Origin of the sequence: Bacillus sp. 22475 (genome assembly GCF_052044835.1) — a bacterium.
Classification (GTDB): Bacteria; Bacillota; Bacilli; order Bacillales; family Bacillaceae_G; genus Bacillus_A; species Bacillus_A cereus.
Genome location: NZ_JBQENW010000001.1, coordinates 85,192 through 107,554, shown reverse-complemented (window position 1 = coordinate 107,554; position 22,363 = coordinate 85,192). Strand labels below are relative to the sequence as shown.

Here is a 22,363-nt window from a genome sequence, read left to right as displayed (position 1 = left end):
GTTACACCTCGAATTTATAGCCTACACCCCAAACAGTTTGAATGTAGTTTCCACTTTCTCCAAGCTTCAAGCGCATCGTTTTCACGTGCGTATCTACTGTTCTTGTACTTCCGGCATAATCATATCCCCATACCTTTTCAAGTAATTGCTCCCGGCTAAATACTTGTCCTGTATGCTGGCAAAGAAAATATAGTAAATCAAACTCTTTTACAGTAAGAGAAATCGACTCACCATCCGCCTCGATTCTTCTACTTTTTTCATTGATAAGAATTGGTCCAAATTGAATCTCTTCTTGCTGTTCTTGTTTTGTATATCTTCTTAACACAGCTTCCATACGGGCAACCAATTCACCAGGACTAAACGGTTTTACAATATAATCATCTGCTCCCATACGTAAACCGTTCACCCTATTCCACTCTTCACCTTTTGCGGTTAAAAATATAATCGGTACATCTGACGTTTTTCTAATTTCTTTACAAACTGAAAGTCCATCCATTTCTGGCATCATAATATCTAATACAACGAAATCATAATGATCTGTTTCTATTTTTTTAAGAGCCTCTTTTCCATTTTCAGCTTCTCCCCACTCATATCCGAAGTTATCCAAATACATTCCAACAAGCTGCCTCATATCACTTTCATCATCTACAACTAGCACTCTATATTTATTCATTGTCCTTCCCTTCCCTCTCTATGAGTTGAAACGGTCCTTTTCCGACTTTAATTGTTTGTTTTATTTTCAAATTCTTCATATCCATAACGCACACTTCATCACTATCATAACTTGCTACATATCCTTCTGCTCCGCTCTCCAAAAATGCAAATGGATTCGATCCTACTTCTACAGAAGCTATTTCTTTATATGTGCTAATATCAAACTTTCTAAGTGTATTCGACCCATGACTTAATGCATATACGTACTTACTATCCTTCGTTATATTCACAGGCATAAATGGAGCATGTAAAGAACGTACCATTTCTCCATCCTGCAAAGAATATACTAACACTTTCTCATTTACTTGATTTCCATCACCATGTCCGCCAATCCATATTTCTTTCCCATCAGGACTAATCGTTGCTCCTGTTGATGCTGGTGGAATCATAAAGGATTGAACAACCTCTTTTTTCTTCGTATCAATTGTCGTTAGTTTCGTATCATAAAAGTTTAATACAGATAACCGATTATGATACTCTACCATCGTTATAGGTCCTTTACCTGTTGAAACATTTCCTGTCTCTTTCCCATTTATCGTAAAGAACCTTACCTTTTGAATATTTTGATCGGCAGCAAATAATTGTTTTTTATCTTCTGATACGACCACATTTACAATGCCCTTTCCAGTTTTATATTTTCCCACTTGCCTTCCTTCCGCTAGTGAATATACATACATATATTCTAATTGCTTACCGTATACAAGTATTTCCTCACCATTTGGAAGCAGTGTGATTCCGGCCATTGGCTCATTTAGTTCCCATGTCGTGATTAACTTTTTATCTTTTTTATCAATAAAACTAATACTGCCTTCTTTTATATTCGTTGTTATAATAACATTTTTATCTTTAGCAATTGGTGTATATGAACTTCCTTGACACCCTACTAATAGAAATAAAAAACAGAGAAGAAAAACATACTTTCTCAAAAGATTCCCTCCATCTTCGGATGATTTCGTTATAATTGTAAAATAACAAATAAATGTGTGGAAAGTGTGAAATTTTCCTTTCTTACTCAATTTACATATATAATGTACAACAAATAGAATTTGAGGTGTGTCAATTATGCTATTTCCTGATTTAGCGAATAAAATTGTACGAGAAGTACGCAGACTAATTACAGAAAATATTATTATCATTAATATAGAAGGCGTTATTATCGCAAGTACAGATACAGAAAGAATTGGTCAATTTCATGAAGGTGCACTCCGCTGCGCCAAACAAAAGAAAACCGTCATCATTACAAAAGAAGATGAAAGGCGATTGCAAGGTGTAAAGGCTGGGATGAATCTTCCTTTATTATTTCATGATGAAGTAATTGGTGTCATTGGAATTACAGGAGAACCTGAAAATATTTCACGCTACGGCGAAATATTGCGTAAGATGACCGAATTATTAATTCATGAAAACTACTTTTTAGAGCAACTAGAACTTGAGCACCGTTCTTATGAAGCTTTCGTCTTTGATTGGCTTCAAAATACAGAGTGGTCCCCGAGTTTTCTCGATCGCGCCAAAACACTTGGCATTGATTTATATAAGAAAAAACAACTTATTTTGTTTTCTATTGGCAAAAATGACACGATGCTCCAGCGTAAAATATGGCAACATGTACGTAATATTTTAACAAAAGAGCATCTATTTGTTCGCTGGGGAAATGATCGTTTTATTTTATTTACAGCGATGAGCTCCAAAGAACAAACTTATCAATTTTTAAAACGGTTAAAACAAGACTGCGAAACTTTATTTTCTATTCCTTTATATATTGGGATTGGACAAACAGTTACCCCAAACAATATGAACATATGTTACGAACAAGCATTACGTGCTCTTTCTGTATCATTGGAAACGAAAAAAATTGTATTTAATGAAGATTTACGTTTAGAAATGTGTTTACAAGATATTTCTGCCGAAACGCGCGAACAATTTCTAGAGCGTACCATCGAGAACTTACTATCATTTCCTGAGCTTATGCACACTTTACGCTTATTTATCGATTATAACCAATCTTATAAACAGACGGCTAAACAATTACATATACACATTAACACATTACATTACAGGCTAAAAAAGATTGAAGAACATACAGGACTTGATCCAAAACAATTCAAAGACTTAAACGTTTTATACTTCGCACTCCTCCTATTAGATAATCACACAAAAAAGAAGGATAAAACAGATTAATCTTCAGATGATTACACATAGAAAGAATCCCTCGACTTTTTTATCATTATAATGAAAGCACTGTTACCACGATGTTTATTATAACTAAACACGTTGACAGTTTGAGGGGGATTTCCAATGTTAGAAAAGCAAATTATTCATTCATTCGTATCTATTGTTGGCGAAGATAATGTAGATACATCCAATATGGGGCGTTTAACTTATAGTTATGATGCCACTCCAAACTTCCAAGCAATGCCTGATGCAGTCATTGCTCCTCGTAATACAAATGAAGTAGCTGAAGTGTTAAAAGTATGTAACACTCACAAAATTCCTGTATATGTGCGCGGGTCTGGAACAAACCTTTGCGCAGGTACATGTCCACTTGAAGGCGGTATCGTCCTTATTTTCCGCCATATGAACAATATTTTAGAAATTGATGAAGAAAACTTAACAATTACTGTACAAGCTGGTGTCATTACACTTGATATTATTAAAGCGGTAGAAGAAAAAGGTTTATTTTATCCACCAGATCCAAGCTCGATGAAAATTTCTACAATCGGCGGCAATATTAACGAAAACTCAGGTGGATTACGCGGTTTGAAATATGGCGTAACACGTGATTATGTAATGGGGCTTGAACTTGTCTTACCAAATGGTGATATTATTCGCACTGGCGGTAAATTAGCAAAAGATGTAGCAGGTTACGATTTAACTCGTTTATTTATCGGTTCTGAAGGAACACTTGGCGTGGTAACAGAAGCTATATTAAAACTCGTTCCTATACCTGAAACAAAGAAAACAATGCTTGCATTATATGAAGATATTAATGAAGCTGCACGTGCTGTTTCTTCTATTATTGCAAATAAAATTATTCCAGCAACACTTGAGTTTTTAGACCAACCGACAATTGAAGTTGTAGAAGAGTTTGCACAAATCGGTTTACCAACTGACGTAAAAGCAATTTTATTAATCGAACAAGACGGCCCGCCCGAAGTAGTCAATCGAGATATTGAAAACATGGCTAACGTTTGCCGCTCTATGAATGCAGTTGATGTTCGCATTGCAAAAGATGAAACAGAAGCAGATGCGCTTCGTACTGCTCGCCGTAGTGCTCTATCAGCGCTCGCACGATTAAAGCCTACTACAATATTAGAAGATGCGACTGTACCACGTTCACAAATCGCTCCGATGGTTGAAGCTATTAATGCCATTGCAAAAAAATATAATATTCCTATTTGTACGTTTGGGCACGCTGGTGATGGTAACTTACATCCAACTTGTATGACAGACGCTCGTAATGAAGAAGAAATGCACCGAGCTGAACAAGCTTTTGCTGAAATATTTGCAAAAGCAATTGAACTTGGTGGCACAATTACCGGTGAACATGGTGTTGGTGCGATGAAAGCTCCATATTTAGAAATGAAATTAGGTAAAGAAGGTATTGCAGCTATGCAAGGGATAAAGCAAGCTTTCGATCCAAATAACATTATGAATCCTGGAAAAATGTTCGCGAAAGACACTCGAAAAAGAGTGGTGGTTGAGCGATGACCACATTAAATAAAGCCAATATTCAAAAGGAATTTAAAAAACGATTAAGTGAAGATGAGCTACTAAACTGTATGCGATGCGGTTTTTGTTTACCTACTTGTCCTACCTACATTCAATCCGGATATAAAGAGTCACATTCACCGCGCGGACGTATCGCATTAATGAAAGCAGTCGTTGATGGTTTAATCGATCCAGATGAAGATGTTGAAAATACATTAAACGTTTGTCTTGGTTGCCGTGCTTGTGAGCCTGTTTGTCCGTCTGGTGTAAATTATGGACATTTATTAGAAGAAGCTCGCGATATTATTAATCAAAATAAAAAATTCTCAATGCCAGTGAAAGCTGTTCGAAAAGTCGTTTTTGAAGGATTATTCCCCCATCAAAATCGAATGCGAACATTAACCGGACTAATCGGATTTTATCAACGTTCTGGTTTACAAACACTATCACATAAAACAGGTATTATGAAGTTATTCCCTGAAACACTTGCAACGATGGATCTCGTTTTGCCGAAAGTCCCAAAAATGAAAGCAATGAAAGATCGTCCTTCATTTTTACCTGCAGAAAGTACAAAGAAAAAACAAGTTGCATTCTTCACAGGTTGCTTAATGGATACGATGTTTTTAGAAACAAATAACGCAACGATGAAACTTCTTCAATTAGCTGGTTGTGATGTCGTTATCCCGAAAACACAAAGTTGCTGCGGTGCATTGCATGGACATGCTGGTGAAAAGAGTGGAGCAAAAGAATTAGCAAAGCGAAATATAAAGGCATTCGAAGATTTAAACATCGACTATATTATTACGAATGCAGGTGGTTGCGGAGCTTACCTCGTAGACTATGATTATCTTTTAAAGGATGATCCGGATTGGGCTGAACGTGCTAAGCAGTTTGTTTCTAAGATTAAAGATATTACTGCTATACTAGTAGAACTAGACTTCCATAAGCGAACTGACTTACGACTCACGCCGCAGGTTATTACGTATCAAGACTCTTGTCATTTACGCAATGTTATGCGCACATCTTCTGAACCTCGTATGTTACTAGAAGCTATCCAAGGTGCAACATATCGAGAAATGAAAGATGCGGACCGCTGCTGTGGCTCTGCTGGTATTTACAATATTGTTCATTCAGAGTTATCAATGGAATTTCTAGATTACAAAATGGACCGTGTGCATGAAACAGACGCAGCAACCATTGTTACTGCAAATCCAGGTTGTTTATTACAAATGAAATTGGGCATTGAGCGAGAAGGGCTTTCTCATAAAATGAGAGGAATTCACATTGTGGATTTATTATTAGAAGCAATTGAAACTAACTCGTAATAACTCGTAACATACGTAATAATAGGAAAACGGCTATCTCCTTCGTCTATGTAAAGAGATAGCCGCTTTTTTGTCTGCTACAACATTAAAAATATGTTACTTTATTATAAAAAAGAACAACAGAAACATTACAGTTTTGTAAAAATCAATCCATTATATTCCTCAAAAAATCGCTCAAACCATTGATACAATAGGATTCTTCATTTTCTATTTAGGTAACTTTATCCAAAAACCCCCTCTTAAAACCAAGTATAAAAACACTATAAATTCCTTTTATACTCTATATTTCTCTTATTTTTGCTCCCTTCTTCTCTTAGGATAAATTAGGTAATTTTAAAGTCTATGAATTTTTTTCCATCTTTTTTCTCGCAAATTGTATGCTACGATGAATTTGTCAGTCAGACAGGCTGTCAAAAACAAATCGTGTGAAAACAAATTAAAACTTTATATAGGGGGACACACATCATGAAAAAGCGTGTTTTATTATCTGTAGCTGCTGCAACAGCTCTTACTTTAGGAGTATCTTCTCTAGATGCACAAGCTGCAACAGTACAACCATCTAACATAAAGGTTCAAAATATTCAGCATTCAAAAGTGATGATGAAGCAAATGAGCCAACAAGAATTACAAGCATTCTTACAATCTATGGGAGTTGAATCATTAGCACAATGGCAACAAGGAAACTTCCAACCAAACTGCTTCATTCCTGGTCAACAACCTACTGAAAATGTTGTAACTGAGCAACCAACAGCTAAGCCAGAAACTCAAAAGCCTGCTGAGCAAAAACCTGCCGAGCAAAAGCCTGCTGAAGAAGTTCAAAAACCAGAAGCTCAAAAGCCTGCTGAAAACAACAATACGCAAAAGCCTGCTGAAGAAGTTCAAAAACCAGAAGCTCAAAAGCCTGCTGAAAACAACAATACGCAAAAACCTGCTGAACAAAAACCAGCTGAGCAAAAGCCTGCTGAAGAAGCAAAATCTTTAAGCGAGTTTGAACAACGTGTTGTTGAATTAACAAACGCTGAGCGTGCAAAACAAGGCTTACCAGCACTAAAAATCGATACTGAATTAAGCAAAGTAGCACGTATTAAGTCTGAAGATATGCAAAAAAACAACTACTTTGATCATAACAGCCCTACATACGGGTCTCCGTTTGACATGATGAAGAAATTTGGTATTTCTTATACATCTGCAGGTGAAAACATCGCTCAAGGTCAACGTACACCTGAAGAAGTAGTACAAGCTTGGATGAACAGCGCTGGACACCGTGCAAACATCTTAAATAACGGCTTCACTCACATCGGTGTTGGTTATGTAGAAAGCGGCAACTACTGGACACAACAATTTATTACGAAGTAAATAGATTAAAAGAGTCTTCTCATAATGAGAAGACTCTTTTTTAAGTTTCATAGCTTTCTATTATGTATGAATAGAAAATATATAACATAAACAACATAGATCCACAGCTTATTACACTAAGCAATACATAAAATCCCCACTCTAAGTTCAAAAACAATGAAAACAATATGCCACATGCCATCACTTGAAAAATCCGTCTACTCACTAAACAAATTTTTTGTAATTTAATTGGGTCTTTTTCTTTTTCTTTGCCTTTTATTTTCTTAAATTCTTTACTCAGCATAAAAAGAAACATACTAATCCCAATCGTTAATCCTGTTTGAAAGGATATCAAATCCTCAAAATTAATAAAGAGGATAAGCATATGAATAAACAACATAAATAACGTAATTTTCTTTATAAATCCGCCTATAATACCATGCTCTCTTTCATTAAACTTAAATATATTATGTGAAATAATATACAAAAATCCATATGAAAAAATAATAAAACAGGGAATAAATGCTACAACAACTTGTTTACTCATAAATTCGTTTGGCTCACCATTTACATTCCAATGTACTGCCATACGATTTGGTAAATAGGGATAGAGAAATAGAGTAAGTAAAAGACAAGTGGAAAACATTCCCAGTATATACTTATATTTGATCAAGTGATTCTCACCTCTCTTTTCTCTTAACGGCTTCGCTTCTTTTAGAGAAATCCCTGCAAAAATCTACTTTTTTCAAGTTAAAACTTATACTTTACGCATTTTCTTTTTGAAATTCTTTTATTTTATTATGTAACTTTGTAGGAAACGGCACATCAACTTCAATCGCTTCTTTCGTAATTGGATGTAAGAAATTTATCTTCATCGCATGCAATGCTTGACTGGACATATATTTTGTTTGTCCACCATATAATACATCCCCAACTAATGGATTACCATTATGACTCATATGAACACGAATTTGATGTGTTCTACCCGTTTCTAATTGTAACGTTACGAAAGTCGTGTTTTGCTTCTTAAAATACTTTTCTACTTTATAATATGTGATAGCTTGGTCACCTTTTGGAGAAATACGACGCCTTGTAGCATGATGGCGATCCCTTCCGATAGCAGCATCAATCTTTCCTTGTTTCTTCTTTACTTTCCCTTCAACGAGCGCTGCGTACGTCCTTTTAATTTTTCGTTCCACTAATAAACGATCCATAATTGCACCAGCAATTCTATGCTTAGCAAATACGACACCACCTGTCGTATCTTTATCTAAACGATGAATATGACGCACCTTCGTCTCTAAACCTTGCATTTGAAAATGAAAAGCAACAAGATTTGCAAGCGTCCCGGTTCCACCTTTTTCAGCAGGATGTGTGTCCATTTTCTCTGGTTTATTTACGATGAGTACGTGATCATCTTCGTATACTACATGCAATTCACCATATTCTGGATCCACACCGTACTCTTCCTCCGCAAACATATGAACTTGTAACTTATCGTTCTCTTTTAAAAGCTCATTCCATCTTCTTTGTTCTCCGTTAACCGTAACACCTTTTTCCATACGAAGCTGATGTAATAGCTTTTTCGGTATTTCCCATTCTACTTTTAATACCGATTCAATACTTATACCATTCCATTTAGCTGGAACGGTAATTTCACACCATTCGCCCTTTTTCTTTGTTTCCATACTGTTTATCACCTTATTTCTATTGATTCTCTCATTGTAACGGAAAACACACTTTGGTGCACCGTCAAAAATAGAGGACAGTCTTATAATAGACTGCCCCTCAAGCTCTAAGTCTTTTCATTTCTAACAATACTTCTTCAGCTTTTTGTTCATACGATAAATCTTTAAAGAAATCCGCCAACCTTTTATAGTCATTGTAAGCATCTAATAAATCGTCCATCCTTTCTATTTTCATCACTTGTTGTTTTTGTTTCATTTTTACTGGATAACGATAACCTGATACTTCTTGTATTTTGTAATACTCATCCTCTACTTGAACGACCTTTACAAGTTCTTCCTCCTCTGCATCCATCGTATACCCGTCAAATTCTCTAAGTAGTTCATAAATGATATGAGTCCATTCATCTTTTGGATAAAATCCCTTTTCTAACCGATAACCGACAATGCGATACATATGCCCATCGTTTTCTGCAAACTGTACTGTATCATTTAACTTAAACTTAAAATAACGAAACATTGCCTTCACCTACTTGTATGTAATGTTCTTATCACATACTATTTGCAAAATGTAGGTCTTGCTATTCATAAAAAAATGCTCATCAATATGATGAGCATTTTTTACGATGATTTTTCTCGTTTTTTTCGAAATGGTAGCCACCAATTCCAGTCTCCAAATAACTTCATTAAGCTTGGAACGAGCATAAGACGAATAATTGTTGCATCAAGAAATATTGCTAATGCCACGCCAAGCCCCATCTGCTTTACTGGTAAAATATCAGTAAATGCGAATGCACCCGTTACAACAATCATAATTAATGCAGCTGATGTAATGATTCTACTTGTTGAAACGAGCCCTTCTAACGTTGCTTGATCGTTATCTCCTGTTTCTTCATAGAGCTCGTGAATACGTGAAATAAGAAATACTTCATAATCCATACTAAGCCCAAATACGAGACCAAAAATGAAGATTGGTAAGACAAACAGAACCGGACTCGCTTCTAAACCGAAATGACCACCTTCAAATAACCAAACAACAATTCCAATGGTTGCACTCAAACTAAGTATATTCATAATAATTGCCTTAATTGGAATGAGTATAGATCGGAATGCAAATAATAATATAACAAAGGTCGATCCAAATATAACAGACATACCAATTACAACTTTATCTTTAATTTCATCTTCTAATTCTTGTTGAAACGTCGTCATTCCGCCTAAATAATACGTAACATTCGTTTCTTTATAGTTCTTTTTAAAGTCACGCACCCACTGTTTTGCAGTCTCTGTACGTGGTTTTGTTTTCAAAAAGACTTCTATCGTCGTCTTATTCCCTTTTGTGTATGCTTCAAATACAGGAGTTAGTTTTGCTGCTTCTGGCGACTGCAATATTCCAGCAACTTGATCTGCTTTCATTCCAGTTAACCCGTCGTATAAACTTCTTACTTCATATACTTTCTTATCATCTTTTAACTTTTGGACGACTTCTTCTATCTTTTGTAGACTTTCTTTTTCTTTCATATCTTTTTTCGTCTCTACAACTAACGTAACATCAGCGTGTGTTTTGACAGTTTTATTAAATGCTTCTTCATACTTTTCATATGCAATCCTTGTATCACTCTTTTCAGGTAAAGCTTCAACACTAGGGAACTGCAAATTAGCTGTACGTAACGGTAATAAGCAAATAACAATAAATGTTGTAACAACAACAATCATTGCAATTGGATGTTTCATCACAAATTGTGCAAATTTACGCCATGCTTTTGCCGGCGTATGTGCTACTTGATTCTTTTTTAATATTTTTTTACCGATTAACGATAATAACGCTGGAAGAAGTGTGAGTGAGAATAAAATGCTCATAATCACAACAATCATTCCGCTAATTGCGACAGATTGAATATAATCTATCTTAAAGAAAAACAAACCGGATAACCCAACAAATACGCATAATCCTGAAAATACAATTGCACGTCCTGCCGTCTGATATGTAATTGCTATCGCTTCTTTTACCGTTCGTTTAGCAACTTCCTCTCGAAAACGGTTCACAAATAATAGCGCAAAATCAATAGATAGTGCAAGTCCAATCATCGGTGCAACGTTTAACACGAAAATAGATAGTTCTTTATCCACACCGATGAAATACAATATACCCATCGTGCTAATAACACTAAGCGCTCCATTCAAAATCGGTAAAATTGATGCCAAAAGGCTACCAAACGAAAATAGTAATACAAGAAACGCAATTGGTAATCCAATCATTTCTGCTACTTTTAAATCATTTTGCGTTCTTTCATTAATCTCTTGATTAATTTTCGGAAATCCTGTAGGTGTTACTTTTAATGCTACATTACTTTCTTTCTCAATCTCATTAGCAAATTGTAATGTCTTTTCCATTCTTTCTTTATTTGTTTTCCCGGAAAATAAAATTGTCGCATAACCGATGTCATCTTGTAGCATTTCTTTATTTTGGATTGGGTGATGGAAAGATTCATAGTTCTCTTTCTCTTGAACATTCTTTACAATTTCATCTATTCGCTTTTTAAATTCCTCATGCGAAGCATCTTTATTTTTCTCAAAAACGAGCAGAAGCGTATCTTGAGACTTCTTAAAATCTTTATCTAAAATTTCTTTTGTTTTTTGATAGTCGCCTTCCGTTTGGAAACCGTCACCACCTAATACTCCCGGTAGCTTTGGAGCAAAAATCCCAAGTGCGATTGCAAGCAACAGTAACGCTACAATTACTGTATAACGAAATTGATACAAAAAAGCTCCTAACTTCCCCCACTTATCAACTTTATGAACATTTGTCTTCACACATTTTCACCTACTTTAAATAATTCAATTGTCACTTATACTGTATCATATCTTTATACAAACAAAAAACGCCTAGGAACACTATAATGATAGTTTTTCCAGGCGTTTTTTCTATCTCTCTTTATTAAGCCCCAATCTCTCAGTAAGTAAACGATGATAGTAAATAGCGATAACTAACAAAATACCACCTACGCAGTAACCAGCTAAAATATCAGTTGGGTAATGTACATTTAAAATGACTCTACTTAATCCAATCGATAGGATTACTATACCCATCAAAATCGTTATGACACATTTCCCAGCTATGCTTTTCAAATTAGCAGCAATGATATAAGCAAGAAATCCAAATGTCATAATCGATAGCATTGCATGTCCACTAGGAAAACTATATCCAAGTGCATCTAACGCTTCATTTAATGACGGACGTTCTCTCTTTACAATCTCTTTTATCCCTTTATTCACAAGATGTGTTATTAATATTCCCATTGGATACACAATCATCGCGGCATAATAACGCTTCTTCCAAAAAACAAGCAAACTTATAACGAGCGTAGCAGCTATCCCAATTCCTGACCCCAATTTTGTAAAGTACGAGAAAAATGTAAGGGAACTTTCCGTTTGTAGCCCTTTTACTAATCCGCGGACATATGTATCCATTACTGTAACGCCACCTGCATGTACGCGCCAAGCAACAATACTAAATACAGCAAATAATAAACCGATACATATTACCTCATACTGATGTAACTTCTTCTTCAAACGATTTCCTCCTACTATGAAAAAATGCGATTTCTACTTTAGAAACCGCATTTTCTTACTTATTTACCTTTTGTTTTTAGCTCTGTCCAGTAACGATCATAGTCTTTTAACTTATCGTCTACATCAACAAGCCATTCTGTACGATCTAACTCTTCTTTCGTTAAGAAAATCATGTGATTATCACGGTATTCTTTACTATGAAGAGGATGAGCTTTTTCATTTGGATTACTGTAACCAATTGACTCGTAGTTTTTCACACTTACTTTTTCATCAAGTAAGTAGTTCATAAACTTCTCAGCAAGCTCTTTATGTTTTGAACCTTTTGGAATTGCTAACGTATCAGCCCAAATTGTGCCGCCTTCTTTTGGTACAACGTATTCTACATCTTTATTATCTTTTGCGATAAATGCTGCATCTCCAGACCAAACTGTTCCGATCCAAGCATCTTCTGTAATGAATTTTTGTTTAATGTTATCTGTATCAAATGCTAATAAGTTTGGAAGCAGCTTCTTTAAATCATCTGCTGCTGTCTTTAACTCTGCATCTTCTTTTGTACTGTTTGAGAACCCGTGCTTCTTAAGACCCACTCCTAATACTTCACGGGAATCATTTAATAACGTTACATGTCCTTTATATTTCTCATTCCATAAGTCAGCCCAGCTTGTAGGTGCTTCTTTCACATACTTTTTATTGTATGCAATCCCTGTTACACCCCAAGTGTACACTAAAGAATATTTATTCTCTGGATCAAACGCAGGTGTTTTGAAATTAGAAACCATGTTTTCGATATTTGGGATATTCTTTTTATCTAACGGCGCTAATAAATCCATTTTTGCCATTGTTTTAACCATGTAATCAGATGGTTGAATTAAATCATACTTTGCGCCACCAGCTTGTAATTTCGCAAGCATTTCTTCGTTACTTGCGTACTTATCATAGTTAATTTTCACATTATACTTCTTTTCAAAATCTCTTAGCACTTGCTCATCAAAATTGTCAGCCCAGCTATAAATATTTAATTCTTCTTTCTTTTCACCACAACCAGCAAGCACACCAGCAACAAGGCTAAAGCTAATTGCTGCGCCAGCTATTCTTTTCATTAATTTCATCGGTTTATTACCCCCTCGTACTTTCTATATCGTTCGTATTATAAAGGAAGGTGTCCTCCAGAGTTTTCTTCACCATCTGCACCTTTGTTACGGAAGATTTCAGATAGAACCATTAATCCTACGATAGCAACAATTAAAATTGTAGAAAGAGCATTAATTTCTGGTGATACTCCGCGCTTAACCATACTGTAAATGTATAATGGCAATGTTGTTGATCCTGGTCCTGATACGAAGAAACTAATTACAAAATCATCAATTGATAATGTGAATGTTAATAATGCTGCTGAAATAACTCCCGGTGCAATTGCTGGGAACGTTACAAAACGAAACGTTTGCCAAGGCGTTGCTCCTAAATCATTTGCAGCTTCTTCTAAGTCACGTCCCATACTTGAAAGACGCGCAGCTAAAATAACAACAACAAACGAAATACTAAATGTAATATGTGCAATAATAATCGTTGTTTGTCCAAGTTCCATTCCCAGCTGACTGAAAAGAATTAGTAAAGATAATCCCATTAAAATATCAGGAATTAAAATTGGTAAATATACAAGGCCATTAATAGCCCCTTCGAAACGATATTTATAACGATGTAAAGCAATCGCAAAGAATACACCAAGTACCGTTGTCACAATCGTTGTTATAACTGCAATCGTAATACTATTTACAAATGCATCAATAACATCTTGTTTTTGAAATAAATCTGTATACCAATGGAATGTAAAACCTTCCCACTCCGCATTAATGCGAGAGTCGTTGAAAGAATAGACCATTAAAACCATCATTGGAAAATACAAGAATAACAAAATTAACCAAGAATAAGAAACTAAAAACTTCTTCATCTTTGCCTATTCCCCTCCGTTCTCATTATATTTATATACTTTCGTTGCACGATAATATAAGTAAATTAACAGAACAGAGAATAGAACAACGATAATCGATAACGCAGATCCAAACGGCCAGTCACGTGCACCTAAGAATTGGTTTTGAATAACGTTTCCGATTAATGCTACTTTCGATCCGCCCATCACGTCTGATACAACAAACATTCCGATAGAAGAAACGAATACTAAAATAGAACCAGTCGCAATTCCTGACATTGTCATCGGCACTGTTATATTCCAAAATGCCTTTATTGGTGTTGCTCCTAAATCATAAGCCGCTTCTAGCTTACGCTTATCCAGCTGCTCAATTGCTGCATACACTGGTAAAATCATAAATGGTAATAAAGAATAGACCATTCCGAGTATTACAGAAGGCGTATTATATAATAAATTTAACGGTTCACTAATAATGCCGAGTTTTAATAACAACGTATTCACAAGACCTTGTGAACGTAAAATAACAATCCATGCGTATGAACGAACAAGAAAGTTAATCCAAAACGGGATCGTTGCCAATAATAAAAGAATAGAACGATATTTGCGGTCAACAATTGTAATTGTATACGCAAATGGATAACCAATTAATAAACATATTACTGTAGTAATAACTGCAATCTTAACAGTTTCCCATAACGTTCCTAAGTACAATGGATCAAACACACGGGATATATTCTCCAGCGTAAATTGCATTTCTACTGTCCCGTAAGCTCCGCGCTGCATGAAGGCGAATCCTAATACGAATACGAGCGGGATTAGGAAGAAAATTAACAGCCACGCGACTGTAGGTAGTGCGAGTAATTTCCCTTTTTTCAATTTAAGGTCACCTCGTCCTCTTGCTCCCAGCCTACATATACATTATCTCCAATGCTCCACTGCGCTGCCTCTTCAGCAGTTTGATATGCCATTAGTAATTCTGATGTTTTCTCATCACGTACATAAAGCTTCTCCATATTTCCGACAAACTCGATATCTTCAATATGTCCAAGATGGTATTCTTTTAAAATTGGTTCTTCAACCGAACGTACTTTCACATTTTCAGGGCGAATTGCTACATAGCCTTCCCCATTTTTCACAATATTATTTTCACCGATGAATGTCGCAACGAACAATGTTTTCGGCTTATTATAAATTTCTTTCGGCGTTCCAATTTGTTCGATATGTCCTTTATTCATAACGACGATACGATCGCTCATGCTCATTGCTTCTTCTTGATCGTGCGTTACGTATATAAACGTAATTCCTAAATTACGTTGTAAGTTTTTCAATTCACGTTGCAAGTCTTTTCGTAACTTAAAGTCAAGCGCTCCAAGTGGCTCATCTAATAGTAATACACGCGGATTATTTACAATCGCTCTTGCAATTGCAACACGCTGCTGTTGTCCACCAGAAAGCTTAGCAGGTTTACGATTACGGAACTCAAGTAACTGCGTTAAACGCATTGCCTCTTCAGCACGCTCTTTCTGCTCTGCTGCTGATACTTTCTGCATTTTCATACCAAAACAAATATTCTTCTCTACTGTCATATGTGGGAATAGTGCGTAATGTTGGAACACTAGGTTCATATGACGCTTATATGGCGGCAAATCGTTAATTCTTTCATCATCTAATAAAAGATTCCCTTTAGTTGGAGTTTCAAATCCTGCGATCATACGAAGTAAAGTCGTTTTCCCGCAGCCACTCGGCCCTAAAATTGTTAAAAACTCTCCCTCTTTAATATCTAAAGAAAGAGGTGGGATAATCACTTGATTTCCAAAATGTTTTTCAACTGCTTCAACTTTAATAATCTTTTTCATTTTCCCGTCCTATCTACCTTAAATTTTAAATTTTTATATTCATGAATAAATATTTATGTTCTATAGACTATTTTTTGTTTCGATCCAAACAAAAATGGTTATTTAGCAAGCGTTCGTTTCTATTCTTTATGTAGTATGTTTGATTCATTTTCGCATGATACATAACGTCGAACAGAAAAACCCCTTCCATTGCGAAGGGGCTATTATCATACGGCTACGCCTACTGATAAACACCATCATCATTTTAACAACTTTCGTATGAATTTTAAAGCACTTTTTGTAGAAGAGTAACGAATTTTCATGTCGAATGCTGTAGATTGGGCTAAAATGCTTTTATAATGTGAAAAAGTCCGAAAACTTTCTTCCCCATGATAACCCCCTAATCCACTACTTCCAACACCCCCAAAAGGTAAATATGGCGTGGCAAGATGGTAGACAACATCATTAATACAGCCTCCACCATATGAAATATTACTCGTCACTTTCTTTTGTACTTCTTTATCTTCCGAAAATACATATAACGCTAACGGCTTCGGATGTTGCTGGATTGTGCCAATTACATCTTCTATATTGTCGTACTCTATGATTGGTAAAATCGGACCAAAAATTTCATCTTCCATAACAGCATCTTGCCATGTAACATCCGCTAGTACTGTCGGTTCAATATGTAATGTATCTTTCTCATAGTTTCCACCAATTACGACTTGACCATCTTGTAAAAATCCACATAATCGTTCAAAATGACGCTCACTTACAATACGCACGTAATTTTCATTTTGCAAAGGTTCTTTACTATACTGCTCTGTAATTTCATGTCGCAGTGCCTCAACTAGCTGTTCTTTCACGGAAGAATGCACGTACATATAATCAGGCGCTACACATGTCTGCCCTGCATTTAAAAACTTACCCCAAACAATTCTTCTTGCTGTCATCTCTATCTTTGCATCTTTATGTACAATACAAGGACTTTTCCCGCCAAGTTCTAACGTAAGCGGCGTCAACTGTTTCGCTGCTGCTTCCATTACAACTTTTCCAACGCCAACACTACCAGTAAAGAAAATATAATCAAATGGTTCCCTCAGCAAAGATGTACTCTCTTCAACGCCACCTTCTACTACCGCTACAAGCTCTTCTGGGAATAATTCATCTAACATTATCTTAAGCACTTTTGAAACGCTTGGCGTTAACTCTGACGGCTTTAAAACGATTGTATTTCCAGCTGCCAGTGCGCCTACAAGTGGTGCAATTGCTAATTGAAAAGGATAGTTCCACGGTGCAATAATAAGCGTCACACCATACGGTTCTGGCACTACTTTTCCTTTTGATCCAAAATGAGTGAGTGCTGTTCGAACTCGCTTCGGTTTACTCCATGATGACATATGTTTCAATTGAAAGGAAATTTCTTTTAATACATATCCAACTTCCGTTGTAAACGACTCGTGAACTGACTTATTTAAATCTAATTTCAACGCCTGAAATATTTCTTCTTCAAAATGCTGAATGCCTTCATAAAGCTTCTTCAAATTATTCTTTCTTATTTCGATGCTTCTCGTATGCCCTTTTAAAAAATATTCCTTTTGCCTACTTACAATAGAGGAAATACTCATTCACTCACCTTCTCCCACTATTTTCATCCAATTCTTTCATTATTTATATAGACTTCATATATAACAAATTTCTATTCTTAAAGTTACATTATATATGACTTTTTCAGCTATATAAAATTCATTGCTCACAAAAAAACTACCGAAAGAAAATCTCTCGGTAGTTTTACTGTATTAACGATATAAACGAACAGCACCTGCAGAATTATCATCAGCTTGTCCTACTACTTCAAATTTCAAACCAAGCTTCGGTAAAATACGTCCTGCATCTGGAATCTGTTGATTAATATACGTTTTAGAATCATCAAACTTCGGTACGCCTGCTAAGCCATCATACGTAAATGTTCCACGCGTTGGAGATACAACTTTCCAAGCTGGCGTTTTGTCGAATGAGAACGCAGCATCAGCGATTTGGAATCGTGTACTGCTCTTAACTGTTGGTTTACCATTTAAAGTACCAACAATTGCTTCTGGATGAGAATCAACAACACCAAGGAAACCGTGTCCTGGATGTACACCAACCCAGTTATCTGTATAAGCTGAATCTGCATACCATACAACCATACCAGTGTTAAATACTGGACCGCGAGCAAATTTCAACGCGTTATCTGCCCCAGCATAGTTTCTCCACTCAACATAGTAGTTATGTTTTTTCTTTTCTGTTCCGTTAGATACAACGAAACCATCTAATTTTAATTGTGGTGTACCTTCTGCATCATCAGAGAATACTACTTTACCATCTACTGTTAATGAAGCATTATCAAGAGCGAATCCATTTAATGCTAAACCACCATCAGTAATGTAATCAAATGTTAATTTTACTTTCTTGCCTTTGAATTGACTTAAATCATATGATTTGTCAATCCATTTTCCATTTGTCGAATCTGCATTTCCACTAGTTGCTTTCTCGCCAAGTCTTTCAATTAACGTTTGTTTACCATCTTCTGTTACAGCGTGTACTTCAAGGAAATCATAACCTGCTTCAATCTCATATAATGACTTGAAATCAAATTTTGCATTCGTTGCATTCGTTAAATCAAACAACGGTGTTTCCATCTTCGTATGAAGATCGTCACCTTTTGTGCTGTAATAATATTGTTTACCAAATGCTGGCTCAATTGTTTTAACATCTTTATCTGGTAAGTTAACACGGATCATACCTGGTCGATCTGATTTCGTAACACTTTGATCCAAATATGTCGCTAGACCGATACCTTTATTTAATTTCTCGTAATCTACTTCTACGATATTTGCCCAGTTACCACCAATTGTTTTTTGGAAAAACTCTTTATTTTGTGGTGAGAAACTCGTTGGTGTCGTTCCAGCGATTTTACCAGCCCAGCTTCCGCCACTCATAATAGACCAAGCTTCAATCGGCTCACCTTGACCACTATATTGTGTATCGTACTCATCTGGAAGACCTAAATCGTGACCATATTCATGTGCGAATACACCAACCGCTCCATCTTCTGGTTCAATTGTGTAGTCAAATGCTGCCATCTTTCCGCCCCAATATGGAACTTTCGCTTGTGTACCTTCAATTGGGAATGGCTTTGGTCCAACTGTCCAACGGTGCGACCAAATTGCATCATCGCCTAATTTACCACCGCCTGCTTCTTGTCCAACACCCGCATGAATAATCATTAAGTGATCGATTAAACCATCTGGTTGATTTTTATTTCCATCACCATTTACATCGTATTGATCAAATTGATCGAACTCTGATAAATCAATACCACTATCTACAGCTGCTTTTAATGCATCTTTTACTAAATCACGTGGCCCTTTTGGTCCTTTATTATCATGGCCGCCGCTAGCAGCATCTGCACCGTAATCAGCAGCTTTACCAGGAACTGTTAACCATTTTGTAACTGTTCCGTCCACTGTGTAACTACCACCAGATTGCTCTTCGTAATATTGTTTAAATGTTTCGATTTTGCTTCCATCATCTAATGTGAATGGCTCGTTGCCGAATAACATTTTTTCATAATGTTCTTTATTAAAATCGTTAGAATACATATATCCAGGCTCTTTGTCGATATTATTATGTTTAAAGTCAGCGTACTCTACAAGTAAAACGAGTACTTTGTCTTTACGAACTTCACCGTTATAGTCTTTTTGTTTTGCTGGAGAAGTTGGCACTTTACCATTTAGTCCGCCTTTAACTGGGCCTGTCGCTGCAGGTGTCCCTGTTGCTGGTTCATTTAATTTTTCTTTCGTGTCTGCTTTCGCATCTTTTACTTTCTTTAAAAAGTCGGATGCATCTTTCGTAAGCTGGTCCCCATTTGCTGCTTCTTTTCCAGGATTTTCACCCTTTTTGTTCTCTACATACTTTTCGACTGCTTTCTTTGTTTCTGTCTCTGAAGCCTTCGAATCAATTACCCCACGTTTTTTTAGCGCATCTGCTAAACGTTCTTCCGGAATTAAATGATCATCAACTGGGCTCGTAGCTGTTTTATTCACAGGCGTTTCAGCATATGCAGATTGAGTGCCAGCTCCGAATGAAAGACCTAATACAGCTGTCAAAGCGATTGATGACAAAACTTTGAACGGTTTCTTGTTCATCCCATATTTCCTCCCCTAATAAATAATATGTATTACAAATTGAATTTTATTAAAAATTCTATATTTTTTCAATATTTAGTCATATTATGTAATGTTTTTAATATATTTGTAAAAATTTCATAGTTAGCATACGAATATATCACAATTCAACAATGTTTTCTGAAAATATTGAAAGTTTTTATCGAACAATTTATAATTTCCATAGAGGGAGTTTAATGGGGATTTTATCTTTGTTTCATCTACACAATATTTGATAATTCACTATATAAAACACAAAATCGGATTTCATTATCATGTATTCTGTAGCAGCAATTATGACCGATAATTAGGGAGGAATTACATTTGTACAAAGATAAGACAGACGCACTGGATCAAGAATGGATTGATTTAATACTTGAAGCTCTAGATGCTGGTATCGCCATGCAAGACATCGAGCAATTTTTCCAACGTATGAAGCCATCCAGTCAGGCTCAATAGGTTTGTTCTTTTTAACGAAGTTTATGTTATAATAATGACATCATAAGACAACTACATATTGATAGAAAGGTGCGCAAATATGATTGGAGAACGTATAAAACGCCTTCGTTTACAAAAAGGTATTTCATTAACTGAACTTGCCGAAAAAGCTGGCGTTGCTAAATCTTACATTAGTTCTATAGAACGAAATTTACAAAAAAACCCTTCCATTCAGTTTCTTGAAAAGATCGCAGCAGTTCTACAAATTCCAGTTGATACTTTACTTCATGATGAAACAACAAAGGAAACTAACCTAGACTCCGAATGGACACAACTCGTTAAAGATGCAATGAACTCTGGTGTCTCCAAAGAACAATTTCGTGAATTTCTTGAATTTACAAAGTGGAAGCAAAATAATAAATAGAAAGAAGTGCTTACAAGTAGCACTTCTTTTTCTTTATAAAAAAAAGCGGGGGATACCCGCTTTTTTATTATTTTTCTTCCCCAGCTTCTTGGTTAGCATTGAATGTCCATTCTAAATTCAATGTATCACCTTGGAAGATATTTTGATCTTTTCCATTATCTACAAACTCAAATTGTACCCATAGATAATCCTCTGTACCAGCTGCTAATCCACCCTTTTCTCCCCACTCAGGAGCAAAGATATCTTTAGCTAAAAGATCTGGATCAACTTTTTGTAAGTCTGCTAAAGTTGTTTCGTATACAGGCTCACTTTGTTTATCCCAGTTCCAAAGGAATTTTACTTTAACGTGCTTACCAAAGTCTTCACCAGCATTATCACCTTTTGCATCTTTAACAGTATACTTTGTTGCTAATTTAACATCTTTAATAGTTAACGAACCGCTGTTTTGTAATAAGAACTCTTTCTTAACAGAATCCCCTGGTTTTAAATCTTTAATATCTACAAGCGTCTTAGGGTTTAATGTAAGGTCTAACGTCCCAGCTGCAAATGTATTGTTTGATACTTCTTTATCGCTAAAGAATGCAAATGTTCCTCCACCAATTAAAGCTAACCCCAATGCTGCTGATGCAACTCCCATACCTAATTTCTTTTTCAGACTCACAATCAATTCCCCCTAGCTTTTTTTTATATTTTTATCACTTATTTTTCAATAAGAGATGTAAAGAAAACTATATTAGCTTAGCTAATATGTGTTCTTTTTTAAAAACCTTATGTTCATTATAACGAACAACACTGTATAAACACAACACATATTTATTAATATTTTCAGTTATTTTTATTTCTCAATATTATTTAGACTTTTCAGAAAAAATAATGATGATTTATATCTTTTTTCACACTCAAATCATTTAATACTATAAGAAAAAAGAAAAATAAAGAGGTGAGGGCTAACGTTCCCTCACACTCGTATAAATATTACTAGTCTTGCTTATTCGTTCACTCTCTCTTACACCACATTCTTGTTTTCCGGCTGTTTCACTAAAGCAGTTACTCCGCTTTCTTTTGCTCTTCTACTTTCTTCTGTTCTTCTACTTTCTTCTGTTCTTCTACTTTCTTCTGTTCTTCTACTTTCTTCTGTTCTTCTACTTTCTTCTGTTCTTCTGCTTTCTTTTGTTCTTCTGCTTTCTTTTG

General features: G+C 35.7%; 20 protein-coding genes. 6 read left to right on the top strand and 14 right to left on the bottom strand.

What is annotated here, in order from left to right; translation table 11 throughout:
• Position 1: 1 nt before the first annotated feature.
• Positions 2-673 (bottom strand): response regulator transcription factor, encoded by a 672-nt coding sequence (locus ACTJJY_RS00560; protein ID WP_016082390.1) that lies wholly within the window; start codon positions 671-673, stop codon positions 2-4.
• Positions 666-1,640, bottom strand: a complete 975-nt coding sequence (locus ACTJJY_RS00555) for a YncE family protein (RefSeq protein WP_440604772.1) — start codon at positions 1,638-1,640, stop codon at positions 666-668. Before ACTJJY_RS00555 ends, ACTJJY_RS00560 begins: the two co-directional genes overlap by 8 nt.
• 136 nt (positions 1,641-1,776) lie before the next feature.
• On the opposite strand from ACTJJY_RS00555, the gene ACTJJY_RS00550 reads away from it, so the two are divergent.
• The 4 genes from ACTJJY_RS00550 to ACTJJY_RS00535 all read left to right on the top strand — a co-directional run bounded on the left by ACTJJY_RS00550 (position 1,777) and on the right by ACTJJY_RS00535 (position 7,103).
• Positions 1,777-2,892: a CdaR family transcriptional regulator gene (locus ACTJJY_RS00550; RefSeq protein ID WP_050842921.1), complete on the top strand. Its 1,116-nt coding sequence runs from the start codon at positions 1,777-1,779 to the stop codon at positions 2,890-2,892.
• A 117-nt stretch (positions 2,893-3,009) separates the two neighbouring features.
• Positions 3,010-4,422 (top strand): glycolate oxidase subunit GlcD, encoded by a 1,413-nt coding sequence (gene glcD, locus ACTJJY_RS00545; RefSeq protein ID WP_440604771.1) that lies wholly within the window; start codon positions 3,010-3,012, stop codon positions 4,420-4,422.
• Positions 4,419-5,747, top strand: coding sequence for a (Fe-S)-binding protein (locus ACTJJY_RS00540; RefSeq protein WP_440604770.1), 1,329 nt, complete (start codon positions 4,419-4,421; stop codon positions 5,745-5,747). The genes glcD and ACTJJY_RS00540 overlap by 4 nt, the downstream gene beginning before the upstream one ends.
• Positions 5,748-6,212: 465 nt before the next feature.
• Positions 6,213-7,103 (top strand): CAP domain-containing protein, encoded by an 891-nt coding sequence (locus ACTJJY_RS00535; RefSeq protein WP_440604769.1) that lies wholly within the window; start codon positions 6,213-6,215, stop codon positions 7,101-7,103.
• 40 nt (positions 7,104-7,143) lie between these two features.
• Here ACTJJY_RS00535 and ACTJJY_RS00530 read toward each other — a convergent pair whose 3' ends face one another.
• From ACTJJY_RS00530 to inhA1, 11 genes are all read right to left on the bottom strand, one after another.
• On the bottom strand, positions 7,144-7,755 hold the full coding sequence (locus ACTJJY_RS00530) for a DUF1648 domain-containing protein (RefSeq protein WP_440604768.1): 612 nt from the start codon (positions 7,753-7,755) through the stop codon (positions 7,144-7,146).
• Positions 7,756-7,846: 91 nt separating this feature from the next.
• Positions 7,847-8,770, bottom strand: a complete 924-nt coding sequence (locus tag ACTJJY_RS00525; protein WP_440604767.1) for an RluA family pseudouridine synthase — start codon at positions 8,768-8,770, stop codon at positions 7,847-7,849.
• A 100-nt stretch (positions 8,771-8,870) separates the two neighbouring features.
• Positions 8,871-9,287 (bottom strand): hypothetical protein, encoded by a 417-nt coding sequence (locus ACTJJY_RS00520; RefSeq protein ID WP_000490302.1) that lies wholly within the window; start codon positions 9,285-9,287, stop codon positions 8,871-8,873.
• A gap of 101 nt (positions 9,288-9,388) precedes the next feature.
• On the bottom strand, positions 9,389-11,581 hold the full coding sequence (locus tag ACTJJY_RS00515) for an MMPL family transporter (RefSeq protein WP_106822704.1): 2,193 nt from the start codon (positions 11,579-11,581) through the stop codon (positions 9,389-9,391).
• Positions 11,582-11,692: 111 nt separating this feature from the next.
• Complete coding sequence (locus ACTJJY_RS00510; RefSeq protein ID WP_145959690.1) at positions 11,693-12,340, bottom strand: phosphatase PAP2 family protein; 648 nt, start codon at positions 12,338-12,340, stop codon at positions 11,693-11,695.
• A 59-nt stretch (positions 12,341-12,399) separates the two neighbouring features.
• Positions 12,400-13,449: a spermidine/putrescine ABC transporter substrate-binding protein PotD gene (gene potD, locus ACTJJY_RS00505; RefSeq protein WP_440604766.1), complete on the bottom strand. Its 1,050-nt coding sequence runs from the start codon at positions 13,447-13,449 to the stop codon at positions 12,400-12,402.
• A 38-nt stretch (positions 13,450-13,487) separates the two neighbouring features.
• Entirely contained in the window at positions 13,488-14,288 is an 801-nt protein-coding gene (potC, locus tag ACTJJY_RS00500) for a spermidine/putrescine ABC transporter permease PotC (RefSeq protein WP_000714190.1), read from the bottom strand.
• A gap of 6 nt (positions 14,289-14,294) precedes the next feature.
• Positions 14,295-15,143 carry a spermidine/putrescine ABC transporter permease PotB gene (gene potB, locus ACTJJY_RS00495; RefSeq protein ID WP_000715500.1) on the bottom strand — a complete coding sequence of 283 codons (849 nt, stop codon included), beginning with the start codon at positions 15,141-15,143 and terminating at the stop codon, positions 14,295-14,297.
• Positions 15,140-16,123, bottom strand: a complete 984-nt coding sequence (gene potA / locus ACTJJY_RS00490; protein ID WP_000720333.1) for a spermidine/putrescine ABC transporter ATP-binding protein PotA — start codon at positions 16,121-16,123, stop codon at positions 15,140-15,142. The genes potB and potA overlap by 4 nt, the downstream gene beginning before the upstream one ends.
• A 239-nt stretch (positions 16,124-16,362) precedes the next feature.
• Complete coding sequence (locus tag ACTJJY_RS00485) at positions 16,363-17,730, bottom strand: aldehyde dehydrogenase (protein WP_440604765.1); 1,368 nt, start codon at positions 17,728-17,730, stop codon at positions 16,363-16,365.
• A 171-nt stretch (positions 17,731-17,901) separates the two neighbouring features.
• Entirely contained in the window at positions 17,902-20,292 is a 2,391-nt protein-coding gene (gene inhA1, locus ACTJJY_RS00480; RefSeq protein WP_097920404.1) for a M6 family metalloprotease immune inhibitor InhA1, read from the bottom strand.
• 342 nt (positions 20,293-20,634) lie between these two features.
• On the opposite strand from inhA1, the gene ACTJJY_RS00475 reads away from it, so the two are divergent.
• Entirely contained in the window at positions 20,635-20,769 is a 135-nt protein-coding gene (locus tag ACTJJY_RS00475; protein ID WP_000276219.1) for an anti-repressor SinI family protein, read from the top strand.
• A gap of 79 nt (positions 20,770-20,848) precedes the next feature.
• Entirely contained in the window at positions 20,849-21,172 is a 324-nt protein-coding gene (locus tag ACTJJY_RS00470) for a helix-turn-helix domain-containing protein (RefSeq protein ID WP_000578884.1), read from the top strand.
• 67 nt (positions 21,173-21,239) lie between these two features.
• On the opposite strand, the gene calY is transcribed toward ACTJJY_RS00470, so the two are convergent.
• Entirely contained in the window at positions 21,240-21,833 is a 594-nt protein-coding gene (calY, locus tag ACTJJY_RS00465; RefSeq protein ID WP_000053714.1) for a biofilm matrix protein CalY, read from the bottom strand.
• Positions 21,834-22,363 lie beyond the last annotated feature (530 nt).